At 73.5% G+C, this 12,279-nt stretch carries 7 protein-coding genes; 1 reads left to right on the top strand and 6 read right to left on the bottom strand.

Annotated features, from left to right (window positions below):
• From ACZ6JS_RS23590 to ACZ6JS_RS23610, 5 genes are all read right to left on the bottom strand, one after another.
• Entirely contained in the window at positions 1–1,974 is a 1,974-nt protein-coding gene (locus tag ACZ6JS_RS23590; RefSeq protein ID WP_469300642.1) for a non-ribosomal peptide synthetase, read from the bottom strand.
• Positions 1,974–5,174 (bottom strand): non-ribosomal peptide synthetase, encoded by a 3,201-nt coding sequence (locus tag ACZ6JS_RS23595; RefSeq protein WP_469300644.1) that lies wholly within the window; start codon positions 5,172–5,174, stop codon positions 1,974–1,976. Before ACZ6JS_RS23595 ends, ACZ6JS_RS23590 begins: the two co-directional genes overlap by 1 nt.
• 408 nt (positions 5,175–5,582) lie before the next feature.
• Positions 5,583–6,902 (bottom strand): condensation domain-containing protein, encoded by a 1,320-nt coding sequence (locus tag ACZ6JS_RS23600; RefSeq protein ID WP_469300646.1) that lies wholly within the window; start codon positions 6,900–6,902, stop codon positions 5,583–5,585.
• 83 nt (positions 6,903–6,985) lie between these two features.
• Positions 6,986–8,329, bottom strand: coding sequence for an MFS transporter (locus ACZ6JS_RS23605; protein WP_469300648.1), 1,344 nt, complete (start codon positions 8,327–8,329; stop codon positions 6,986–6,988).
• 489 nt (positions 8,330–8,818) lie between these two features.
• Positions 8,819–9,748 carry an AraC family transcriptional regulator gene (locus ACZ6JS_RS23610; protein WP_469300649.1) on the bottom strand — a complete coding sequence of 310 codons (930 nt, stop codon included), beginning with the start codon at positions 9,746–9,748 and terminating at the stop codon, positions 8,819–8,821.
• Between the two features lie 108 nt (positions 9,749–9,856).
• Between ACZ6JS_RS23610 and ACZ6JS_RS23615 the strand changes: the two genes are divergently transcribed.
• The gene (locus ACZ6JS_RS23615; protein ID WP_469300651.1) at positions 9,857–10,537 is read left to right on the top strand and encodes an NAD(P)H oxidoreductase; all 681 of its coding nucleotides are present in this window, start codon (positions 9,857–9,859) and stop codon (positions 10,535–10,537) included.
• 197 nt (positions 10,538–10,734) lie between these two features.
• Here the strand turns inward: ACZ6JS_RS23615 and ACZ6JS_RS23620 are convergent, their stop codons facing one another.
• Positions 10,735–12,180 (bottom strand): outer membrane protein assembly factor BamB family protein, encoded by a 1,446-nt coding sequence (locus ACZ6JS_RS23620; protein WP_469300653.1) that lies wholly within the window; start codon positions 12,178–12,180, stop codon positions 10,735–10,737.
• Between the last annotated feature and the right edge of the window lie 99 nt (positions 12,181–12,279).

The following is a 12,279-nucleotide window of genomic DNA, read 5'->3' on the forward strand; positions in this document are numbered from 1 at the left end:
TCAGGCTCCTTCCGGGCGCGGGGTCCGTCGGTGGTCGATGAGGGCGGCGAAGGCCCGCAGGTCGGGGCTGCGCAGCAGCTCGGGGGCGCGCAGGCGCACCCCGGTCTCGCGTTCGAGGGTGGCCAGCAGCCGGGCGGCGATGATGGACGTGCCGCCGGCGTCGGTGAAGTTGTCGCCGAGGCCGGTGCGGGGCCGGCCGAGGAGGTCGCGCACGGTCGTCAGTACGAGCAGCTCGGTGGCGGTGGCGTCGTCGGCGACGGCGCCTGCTCCGGCCGGGTCGTCCGCCTCGGCGTCCGTCCGGCGCGTCCGGACGGACGCGGCCTCGGCCGCCAGGGCGGCCAGGGCGGGTCGGTCCACCTTGCCGTTGGCGTCGAGCGGGAAGCCGTCCACGATCCGGACGGCGGTGGGGACGGCCTGCTCGGGGAGCCAGGAGCGGACCCCGTCGAGGAGTTCGGCGGGCTCCGGGGCGCCGCCGTCGGCGGGCCGTACGTGGGCGACGAGGCGGCCGTGGCCGGAGCCGTCGCGCAGCACCGTGACGACGGCGGTGCGCACGCGGGGGTCCTGCTCGAAGGCGGCTTCCACCTCGGCCGGTTCGATCCGCACTCCGCTGATCTTCACCTGGTCGTCGAGGCGGCCGAGGAAGTCCAGGCTGCCGTCGGCGTTCATCCGTACGCGGTCGCCGGTGCGGTAGAGGCGGTCTATCGCGGGCAGCGCAGGATCGCGCGGGGGCGGGGTGAACCGGCGGGCGGTGAGTTCGGGGTCGAGGTAGCCGAGCGCCAGGCAGTGGCCGCCGACGCGCAGTTCGCCCTCCTGCCCGCGGGCGACGGGGCGACCTTCGTCGTCGGTGACGACGAGGGTGACGCCTGGCAGTGCGGTGCCGATGGGGGGCGGGGCCTGGTCACCGGCCTCCGGGTCGGTGCCGCGCATGGTGTGGGCGGTGGCGAGGACGGTGGCTTCCGCCGGGCCGTACGCGTTGTGGACGGTGGCGGTGACGTCGGCGCCGGGGCGGCGGCGCATACGGTCGCCGCCGACGACGAGGTGGCGCAGCTTCAGGCCGTCCGGCCAGGGCCGGTCCAGGAGCGGCTCGACGGTGGGGGTGGCCGCCACGGCGTGGGTGAGGGCGGCGTCACGCCACCAGTCGGTGAGGACGTGCGAGTCCCAGCGGGTGTCGTCCGGGGCCGGGACGAGGGCGGCTCCCGAGGTCAGGCCGGCCCACAGTTCCAGCAGGTGCGGGTCGAACGCGACACCGATGAGCAGGGACTGGCGGTCGCCCGGTGCCAGGCCGGTCTCGGCCCGGTACCAGTCCAGGGCGACGGAGAGCGACGCCTCGGCCACGGCCACCGCCTTGGGGCGGCCGGTGGAACCGGAGGTGAGGACGGCGTACAGGGCCCTCTCGGGTGCGCGCCGGATGCCGCGGACGGCGTCGGCGAAGGCCGCCACGGCGGTGGCGGGGGCGTTGACCCCGTCGGTGGGCAGCGGCAGCAGGATGTGTTCCCCGCCGCGGTGGTCCGCGGGCAGGACTTTGGGGTCGCCGATGAGGCAGGCGACGTCGAGGTCCTCGGTGACGGCCTGGGTGCGGCGTTCGCCGGGGCGGGGTCCGAGGGGCAGGTAGACGGCACCGATCCGGGCGAGAGCCACGGCGGCCACCACGAGCGCGGCGGAACGGTCGAGACAGACGCCGACCAGGTCACCGGGCCGGACGCGGTCGCGCAGGGCGGCCGCGGCCTGCGCGGCGGCCGCGTCGAGGTCCTGGTACGTCCAGGTGCGGGTGGAGTCGATCACGGCCGGGGCCTGCGGGGTGCGCCGGGCCCATTCCTCGAAGCGCGCGAGCACGCTGCTCGGTTCGGCGGCGGGACCGTGGGCGATGCTCGGCGCGGTGTCGGGGCCGGTGCCGGGGCCGGTGTCGGGGCCGGCGGGGTGGCCGGTGTCGGGGCGCGTGGCGGTGAGGGCGGCTGCGGTCGGGGACTGGGTCATCACGACTCCGTGGAAAGGGCAGTGGTGGCGAGGGCTGCGGCCTGGTCGGCGAGCACCGGGTTGCGGAAGAGGACCTTCAGCGGCGGGCGTTCCCCCAGACGCGGCTCCAGCCAGGCGGCCAGCTCGGCGGCGAGCAGGGAGTGGCCCCCACTGTGGAAGAAGTGGGAGCGGGCGTCGAAGCGGCTGTGGCCGAGGACCTTGCGCCAGCCTTCGGTGAGCAGAGCCGTCATCGGATCGTCGGAAGCGGCGGCGGCGTCGGCCGTGGGCTCAGGCTCGGTGGCGGCACTGCCGGTGGCGGCTCCGGGCCCGGTGGCGGCGGTGCCGGACGCGGGCGTCACGGTGTCGTCGGGGTCGAGCGCCGCCGCGCGGCGGGACAGGGCCGTGCGGTCGGGCTTGCCGCCGGCGAGGGTCGGCATGCTGTCGAGCCGTGCCCACCGGGCCGGCACGAGGGGGCCGGGCAGGCGGCGGCTCAGCTCGGCGTGCAGCGCCTTCTCGTCGAAGGCCTCGCCGTCGGCTGCCTCTTCGAGGAAGCCGACGAGCCTGGGCCCGCCGGAGCTCTCCCGGTCCAGTACGACGGCGCAGGAGCGGCCGCCCAGCACCGCGGACGCCGCCGCCTCGATCTCCTCCAGCTCGATGCGGTGACCGCGCAGCTTGATCTGGTTGTCGCGGCGCCCGAGGAAGTACAGCAGACCGTCCAGGCCGCGGTAGCCGAGGTCGCCGGTGAGGTAGACGCGCTGACCGTCGAGTGCGTCGACGGTGACGAACCGGGCGGCCGTCGCGTCGGTGTTGCCCGCGTAGCCCTCGGCGAGACCGGGCCCCGCGACGGCGAGTTCACCGACCGCACCGGACGGCAGCGGGCGGTGGTGGGCGTCCAGGACGTGGACCCGCTCGCCCGGGAGTTCGGTGCCCAGGGGGATCTCGGCGCCTTCGGTGAGGGCGTCCCGGGAGATCTCGTGGACGGTCGAGCTGATGGCCGCCTCGGTGACCCCGTACACGTTGAGCACGGTGGCGTCGGTGTCGGCGAGCACGCCGCGCAGTGCCTGCGCGGGGAGGCGTTCGCCGCCGAGGACCAGGAGCCTGGGCGCCCAGCTGTCGTCGCGCAGTGCGGGGCGCAGGTCCTCGCGGGTGGCGAGGAAGTAGCTGGTGGGCAGGTTGGCGACGGTCACGCGGGCCGATGCGAGCAGTTGGGCGAGTTCCGCGCCCGTGGGCACCTCGTACTCGGGCAGGACCAGGCACGCGCCGGCGTAGAGGGTCGGCAGCACCTCCTCCAGAGCCACGTCGAAGGACGGCTGGGCGAACATCAGGACCCGGTCCGAGGTGGTGAGGCCGAACCGGTCGGCCGTGGCCGTCAGATGGTGCACCAGCGCCGCGTGGCCGACGGCGACCGGCTTCGGCGTCCCGGTGGAGCCGGAGGTGTGGATGACGTAGGCGGTACCGGGGAGTTCGGCGGTTCCGTGCGCGGGCGGCAGTACCGGAGCGTCGATCCGGGCGACCGGCAGGCCTTCCGGCAGGTCCGGGGTGCCGTCGCCGGTGAGGACGAGCGCCGGGGCGAGCCGTTCCAGCAGCAGGCCGAGGCGGGCCGGCGGGTCGGACGGGGACAGCGGGCAGTAGACGGCGCCGGTCCGCAGGCAGGCGAGCAGGGCGACGACCGAGTCGGTTCCTCTGGGCAGGACCGCGGCCACGGGCCGGCCGGGGGTCACGCCGGCGGTCTTCAGCCGCTCGGCGAGCGAGCCGACGCGTGCGTCGAGTTCGCCGTAGGTGAGCCGGCGGGCGCCGCACAGCAGGGCGGGCAGCGACGGATGGTGCGCGGCCACCGGGTCCAGCGGATCGTGGTCGGCGGGGACGGCGGGGGCCTCGGCGGCCGGCTCCACGGCGGTCGGGTCCAGGTCGGCCAGCGGCGTCTCGGGGCTGTCGAGATAGGCGCGCAGCAGGTCCAGGAAGCGGCTCGAGACGAGACGGGCGACATCTTCCCCGAAGAGGTCCATGTCGTAGTCCCACACCAGCGTCATGCCGGGCGCGCCGTGGCGCGTGGTGACACCGCGCCGGTCGTCCGGAAGCAGGACCACGTCGAGGTCGAACCGGGTGGTGCCGGTGTTGAAGCCCTCGAAGAGGGTGATGTCGAGGCCGGGTACGTCGATTTCGGGCAGCGGTGCGTCATGGGCGCTGAACATCACGGAGAAGAGCGGGTTGTCGGCGCCGGAGGTGTGCATGCCGAGCGCCCGGGTCAGCTCCTGGACGGGCACGTCCTGGTGCGGCAGGGCCCGGATGAGGGTGTCGGTGACCTCGTCCATGGTGTCCTGGGCGGGGACGGCGGCGTCCAGGGAGAGGGGCAGCGGGATGGTGTTGACGAACATGCCCACGGCGTCCTCGTATCCGACGGGGCGGTTGCCGACGGCGGTGCCGATGACCATGTGGGAGCGTCCGCTGTGCCGGCGCAGGAGCTCGGCGAACAGTCCCAGGAGCGTGGCGAAGGGCGTGAGGCCGCGGGAACGGGCGTGTCCGCGCAGGCGTTCGGCGAGGTCGGCGCCGATGGTCTGGCGCAGCTGTCCGCCGTGGTGCCTTCGTCGGGCACCGGGCCGGGTCAGGCCCGGCAGCGGCATGTCGTGCTGCCGGTCGAGGAGTTCGGCACGCCAGAAGTCGAGCGATTCGGGTGCGTACCCGGCTTCGGCCCGGTCGCGGACGTGGTCCGCGTACGAGGAGGCGGGCGGGAGCTCCAGGGTCTCGCCGAGGACATGGGCGCGGTAGACGCGGAAGACGTCGTCGAGCAGGATCGCGAAGGAGTGCCCGTCGTGGATCAGGTGGTGCTCGACGTGGACCAGTCGGTGGTGGCGCTCGGCCAGCCGTACGAGGGTCCAGCGGATCAGCGGTGCCTCGAAGGTGTCGAGCGGTGTCTCGGCCTCGGTGCGCAGGAGACGGGCGAAGGCCGCCTCGGGGTCCACCTCCGCGCTGAGGTCGGTCGTGTGCAGTCTCGGTGCGCACTGCGGTGCGACCCGTTGTGCCGGTACGGATCCGGTGGAGGCGACGAGTTCGAGCCGCAGCCCGGGGTGGCGCGCCAGGGTGGCGGCGAGCCCCTTGTGCAGTGCCTCGGTGTCGAGCGTGCCCCACAGGTCGAGTGATGCGGTGAAGTTGTAGGCGCGACTGCCGGGCTGCATCTGCTCGTGCAGCCAGACGATCTCCTGCGAGGAGGAGAGGGGAAGCATGGGCGATCCCTGAGGTTGTCGGGTCGGTCTCCGGTGCCGGCCACGGTCGTGTCCGGCGGTCGTGCGGGCGGCTCCGCGGGTCGCGCGATGCCGTTTTCTGCGTGGGGGGATTGCCGTGGGGGAGGCTCGGGGTGCGCGGCGGCGGACGCGCCGGGCGGCGGGCGTCAGGTGCCGCGCCGGTGGGGGCCTGTGCGGCAGCTCGGTGACCGCGGTCGGAGGGGGCGCAGGGGGTGCCGGGAGCGGCCGGGTGCCTGCGACGCGGCGGTCGGATCGGACGGCGGGAGCGGAGGTGTGCGGGTCGCTCCCGGTCGGGCGGGGGGCGCCGTCGTGCGTTCGGTCCTTCGGCGGCGGCCGGGGGGTGTGGGGCGGCCGCGCGGAGGGGGCGGCCGCGCGGCCGGTGCATCAAGATCACTGCACCGGATGGTCCGAAGGGCGCAGCGCCCGGGTCAGTGCGTCGAACGCCCGGTGCGCGGCCTCGTCGTCGAGTACCGCCCGGTCCCACACCATCCGCAGGCGGATCTCGGCTCCTTGGGTGACGGAGACGGCGAAGGGACCGCGGACCGGCCTGCCGTCGACGTGGATCTCCCGACCCTCGACACCGTCCAGGACGAGCGGCGGGCGGCGTGTGTCGTCGTCCACGGTGAGCAGCCCGTCGAGGCCGCCGGTCCAGCCCGAGCCGGCGGACCGTACGGCGGCCACGACCGCGTCGAACGGTACGTCGGCCCGGTCGAGGTCGTCCCACCAGGCGTCGGCGGTCACCTCCGAGCCGGGACCAGGGCCGTGGCCGGGGCCGTGGCCGTGGCCGGTGTCGACCGGGAAGACGAGGGTGTTGAGGAAGCAGCCGACGACCGGCTCCGCTCCCGCGGGCCGGCCGCCCCACGGGTAGCCGAGCGGAACCGCGCGGTCGGGGCCGTACAGCTCGCGGGCGGCGGAGCGGCAGGCGTCGAGCAGTCCGGGGAAGGACACACCGCCGCCGTCGTGCGCGGGCAGCCGGGCCTGCGCGGCACCACTGGGCCTCGCGCCGTCGGGTACGCGTGCCGGGCGGGGTGCCGGAGCGTGGGTGCGCAGGGCGCGCAGCCGGCCCGCCCAGTAGGCCGCCGCTCGGGGTGTCTCCGCCCTGTCCTCCGCGGCGAGTTGGCCGAGGACCGCGTCCCGGTAGGCGGTGAGTTCGGCTTCCCTCTCCCCCGGTGCGGGGAGGGATCCGCCGGCCTCCTCGGCGTAGGCGGCGCCGAGTTCTTCGACGATCAGTGCCAGCGACCGGCCGTCGCAGACGGCGTGGTCCAAAACGACGGCGAGGACGTCCTCCTCGCGCTCCTCGTCGTGCACGAGGAAGAGGCGCAGCGCGGGCCCTCGCGGATCCCAGGAGGCCAGCTCGCGCCGGAGCGCGTCGGCGGGCGACTCCCCCGCGAGGGCTGCCGGCCGGGTCAGGCTGACGTCCGGATCGGCGGCGACGCTCAGGACGGGAGTGCCGCGGACCACGGTGGGGCGGGAGCGCAGGGCGGTGTGCCGGGATGCGAGCCTGCGGGCGGCGGCCAGCAGGCGTTCGGGGTCGATGGTTGCGGACGGGAACGCGAAGAACATCGGCACCAGGTCGGGGCGGCCCGTCGGGTCCAGCGAACGCACCAGCACGAAGCGGCGCTGGGCCCCGGTGACCGGGAGGAGGGTGTCGGACCGGTCGCCGGCGAGACGCCGGTAACGGGCCAGGTACTGGCTGGTGATGCTGAGCACGTGGTCCTCTTCGTCGTGGCCGCGGTCGCGTGGAACGGTGCGGCGGCTGTGGCGGCGCTCCCCCGGGCGCCGTGGTGCGGGGGTCAGCCGGCGGGTGTGGGAGCCGGACGTTCGTCGCCATCGGCCGAGGCCGTGGCCCGGGGCGTCCCGGGGGCGGCGTCGGCGCCCTCGTCGTCCTGCGGAGCCGGCAGTTCCCTCATGCGGCGCAGCGGCGAGAGCAGCAGCGGCAGGGGAACGGCGATGATGCCGGCGGCGCACCAGGCGAGCGCCGTGCGCGACCCGTACGACTGGGCGAGGGCTCCGCCGAGGAGCGCGCCGAGCGGCAGGGTGCCCCACATGAGGAAGCGCAGGGTGGCGTTCATCCGGCCGAGCAGGCGTGGCGGGCACATCCCCTGGCGGAAGCTGACCTGGGCGACGTTGTAGACGACGGCGCCGAAGGAGACGACCGCAGATCCGGCGGCGAACAGCACCGCCCCGGCGCCGCCCTGCCCGGACAGGGGCCACAGCAGTGCGAACGGGCCGGTGGCGAGGAGGGACAGCAGGATGACGCGGGCCTGGCCCAGCCGGGCGGCAAGGGGTCCGGCGGCCAGGGCGCCCAGGAGGCCTCCCACGGCCGACGCGGACAGCACCAGGCCGAGTCCGCCGGCCTCCAGGCCCACGACGCGGACGAGGTGCACGGTCTGCGTCGCCATGAGGACGGCCGTGCAGAAGTTGGCGAGTCCGGTGGTGAGGGCTATGACGCGGAGCAGCGGGTGGCCGAGGATGAAGCGGACGCCCTCGCCGATCTCCTTGCGCAGGGAGGCCCCGGCGGTGCGCTCGGGTGCTTCCTCGGCCTTGTCGATGCGGAGGAGGAAGAGGGCGGAGAGTACGTAGCCGATGGCGTCGACGATCACCGCGAACTGGGCGCCGACGAGCTGGACCAGTCCGCCGCCGATGCCGGGACCGGTCACGTGGGCGGTGGACCGGACCGTCTCCAGCGCGCCGTTGCCGGCCACGAGTTGGTCTCGGGAGAGGATCTGCGGCAGGTAGCTCTGATGGGCGACGTCGAAGAACACGGTCGCCACACCGGTCACGAGCGCGACGGCGTACAGCTGGGCCATGGTCAGGACGCCGCCGAGCGCGGCGGCGGGGATGCTCGCCATGGCCGCTGCTCGCACCAGGTCGGCGCGGATCATCAGCGGCCGTTTGCGCATGCGGTCCGTGAGCGCCCCTGCGGGCAGCCCGACGAGCAGGAAGGCGGCGGTCTCGGCGGCGGTCAGAAGACCCACCTGGAAGGCGGGGGCGTCGAGTTCGAGAACGGCCACGAGGGGCAGCGCCACCAGCGTCACCTGGGCGCCGAACTGTCCCGTGGCGGCTCCCGCGAGCAACAGTCGGAAGTCGCGCAAGCGCATGGGGCTGCCAGTGGCAGCTCCGGATGTGTCGGACATGTGAACGACATTCACGGATCCATCGATCAAGAGTCAAAGCAAACCTGTCACTTTCGGACTTGTTTTGCGGCCCCTCGGACATGAATCGGGAAATTTTTCGCACTACTCGGGGTAAGGCGGCGTGAATTCCCGCCCCTTCCACCCCCGGCCGACGGAGGTGGGGCAAGGGGCGACAGGGGTCACGGCCAGGCGGCGGCCGACCACTCTTACCCTGAGTAACGGACCGCACCCTGACCGAAAAGGGTCATCCGTGAGCGCACACCTGCGGAGGCACATGTTCCGTCCGTTATGAACACCGTCCGAAGCAGGGCAGCAAAGTGCCGGGCGGGGCGGTCCGGCGCATCGGCAGCACGATCGACGCGTCCGAGGACGAGGAGTGCGCATCCTGCGCAGGGATCTGCCCCACCGCCTGCTGCGCCGGCACGACGTCCCGGTGGCGTGCTGTCCGGAGAGCCTGGGACCCGTGTCTTCGCGGCCGGCGGCCCGGACTCACGCTGCCGTGGTGCGGAACGCGCTGGGGCTGAGGCCCTTGTGGCGTTTGAAGGCGGCGCTGAAACCGAAGGCATCGGCGTAGCCGACCGACTTGGCGATCTGGGCGATGCTGAGGTCGGTGTCCGCCAGCAGTGCCTCGGCCTCGTCCATGCGGCACTCGGTGAGGTAGGTGAGGGGCGGACGGCCCATCAGCTCGGTGAAGCGCCGGGCGAACAGCGCCCGGGAGACGCCCGCTTGAGCGGCCAGCGACGCAACGGTCCAGCTCTCGGCGGGCCGCCCGTGGAAGGCGTGCAGGGCGGGGGCGAGGATCGGGTCGGCCAGACCGCGGTACCAGCCGGGCGCGTCGGCACCCGCCCGGTCGAACCAGGTGCGCAGGGTGCAGACCAGAGCCCAGTCGAGGAGCCGGTCCATCAGCGCCTGCGAACCGGCGGAAAGCCGGGCGGCGTCGGCGGCGGAGTTCTCCAGCCAAGCACAGACCTCGGCGTCCTCGGCGATGACCAGGACGGGCGGCAGTGCGCGCAGGAGCCGTTCGTGGCGGTGCCCCGCGGCGCGGTAGGCGCCCACGATCAGCGCGGTCGCTCCCTCCGGGCCGCTGCCCCAGTGGATGCCGTCGAGTTCCTGGCCGGTGCACGCGGCGTCCGCGGTGAAGCAGTTGATCTCGTACGCGGTGTGGGGGCGGTGGACAGTGGCAGGCTCGTCCGCGAGGCGGAAGCGCGCCGGCCCCCGGACGATGGCGGTGTCGCCCGCGCCGATCGCCCGCTCGGTGCCGTCCGACAGCAGCAGCGTGCCGCCGCCGCGCAGCACGCTGACCATGGTGAGCGGAGCGGCGTCGGAGAAGGTGATGGCCCAGGGCGCCGTCAGGACGGCATGGCTGACGACCGAACCCTCGGCCCGGATGCCGCTCAGCAGTGAACTCAGAGGATCCACAGCGCGATCGTAGACGATCTCCTATGTCCTGAAGAGTTTCTCCCATGGATCATCCACGGTGCCGCGGTTGTACTGGAACCACTGCAAGATCGAGCCTCGGGAGACACCGTGCCGCAGCACAGCAGTGAGACCAGGACCGCCCTCGTGGTCGTCGCGCACCACCGCAGCGATTCCCTCACCGCCCATACCGCCCGCCGCGCGGCTGCCCGGCTCGAGTCCGCCGGATACCGCATCGACCTGCTCGACCTGCACGCCGAGGGGTTCGACCCGCGGATGAACGTGGAGGACCAGCCGGACTGGGGCGACCGGGAGAAGCCGTACTCGGACGAGACGCACGCCCACATGCGGCGGATCCTCGGCGCCGATCTCGTCGTCGCCGTCTTCCCGGTGTACTGGCAGAGCGTGCCCGCCATCCTCAAGGGGTGGATCGACCGCGTATGGAACTACGGCTTCGCCTACGGCCGCAGCAAGCCCCGCCTGACGGGCAAACGCATGCTGTGGCTGGCCCTGGCCGGTGCCACCGCCGACGACCCCATCGCGCCGTCGATGCAGAGCGCCCTCGAGGCCAACCTGAGCGACGGCATCGCCTACTACTGCGGCTTCTCCCGCTCGACTGTGGGCCTGCTCCTGGACGCGGAGGAGCGACCGCAGCGCATCGACGCCGAGGGCAATCTGCTGGTCGGCGAAGCCGTCAGCGGCGCCGAGCGGGAGGCGCAGTACACCGATTTCGACCGTCGGGCACGGAAGTTCGTGGAGGAGTTCCTTGCGGACGGACTCGTCGCGGCCTGACGACCTTTCCCTCGGTCTCGAACACATCGACGCTCCGGCCGGGGCCGCCGGCGAACATCGCCCGCATGGTCGTGATCACCTTCACCTGCGGGAGGTCGCTGCGTCGCACGGCTCGGGTTCTGCCGTCCGTGAAGCAGCTCTCCTGCAGACTCTCGGCGCCGATCGCGCGCAGTTCGCGAAGGTCGTGCCCGGGCGGGTCAGGCCCGATTTCCGGGCCTGCCCGGTGCGCCGAGCACGTCGGTGCCGTCTGCCCGGCGTCGCAGTGGCCCCCCGGCGGCGGGATCGGCTCCGTGCCGAGCGGGCCCGCGGAGGGGGCGGGCTCCCACGCCGGCTGCGGATGTGGTCGGCCGGGGCGGTTGCGGGGTGACGGTGAAGGAGCCGAAAGTGCCTTTCGCCGCGAAGAACAGCCCGCCGTCGTCGGCGGCGGCCAGCGCGTCCAGGCGCCGACCCGGCAGGGAACATCCCTCGACGGTCCGGCCTTCGGGCCCCAGCCGCCGGATGCCGCCGTTGGCATCCCCTACCAGGAGGCCGTCGGCGTACGGCAGCGGGTCGACCACCATCTGCCGATCAGCCCCGACCGACCACGGCGACGTCCCGTCGGCGGGATCCACCGCGAGGAACCCCCTGCCCGACCGCAGCATCCAGACCGACCCGTTGACGTATCCGAGCGCCCCGAACGGATCGTATGATCCGAGCCGGGCGGGCTCGTCCGCGCCGAGTCCGAAGGTCACCAGGGACGAGGTCTCGCAGACCGCCACCACCCGCTCCGCATCCACCGGAACGAACGCTTTCGCGTCGGGTCCCGCGAGCGGGTCCGGTAGCCGCCACCGCGCCAGATCGCTCCCGTCGGCCGGATCGAGGAGAACCGCCTCGTATCCGCTGCCGGTCAGCATCCCGCCGGCCCACGCCAGGGTCCGTACGGACGTCACCGGCGACGGCGTCGTCCACCGGACTCGCCCGTCGGCGAGGTCCAGGCCGCTCATCGGGGTATAACCGCGCCAACCGCCTGTCACCACGGTGTCCGAGTGGACCGCGAGGTTTCCCGTCCACCTCGGTGTCGGCGCGCTCCACAGCGACGCACCCGTCCGCAGATCGATGCAGGACAGCAGGTTCGGCGTTTGCGGCAACACCAGCACGCGGTCCCCCGCGATGACGATCCCGCGCGGCCAGGAACCGAGCGGGAGGTCCCAGCGCACCGCGCCGTCGGCGCGCTCCAGGCAGACGAGCCGGGTGTGCCGCTCGTGCAGGACGACGCAGTCCGGCCCCACGGCGAAGACGGAAGCCCCGCCCCGCTGATGCAGTTCGCGCTCCCAGAGCACCGTGGCGATCATCGGGCCATCCCACCACAGGCGGCCGGTCCCGACGACGGTGGCCCGGGCCGGACAGCGGCGGAGCACCCGAGCACTGGGCGTACTCAGGCGCTCCGCCGACAAGAAGAAGCGCGCCACCGTGAGTGGATCAGCGGGTGCAACTGATCGCGGCGTCGGCCCAGAAGTAGCCGGTGCGAACCGGGAGAAGTCGCCGTAGAGCAGCACGCACCGTTCGCCCAGGTATCCGCCGATCAGGGCGTTCTGGCGGGCCGTCTTCTCGGCGTCCCGCTTCGCCTCCTTGGGGCTGTTCTCGGACGCGAAGCCCGTGAACACCTGCGTCTCGATGGAAATCGGTGTGGTTCAGCGCTGGAGAACAGGCTGCCAACGGGCGGCGTACACAGGCGGTGTCACGTCCGCCCAGGCCGCAACGCC

The sequence above is a fragment of the Streptomyces sp. NPDC046349 genome (genome assembly GCF_055587885.1).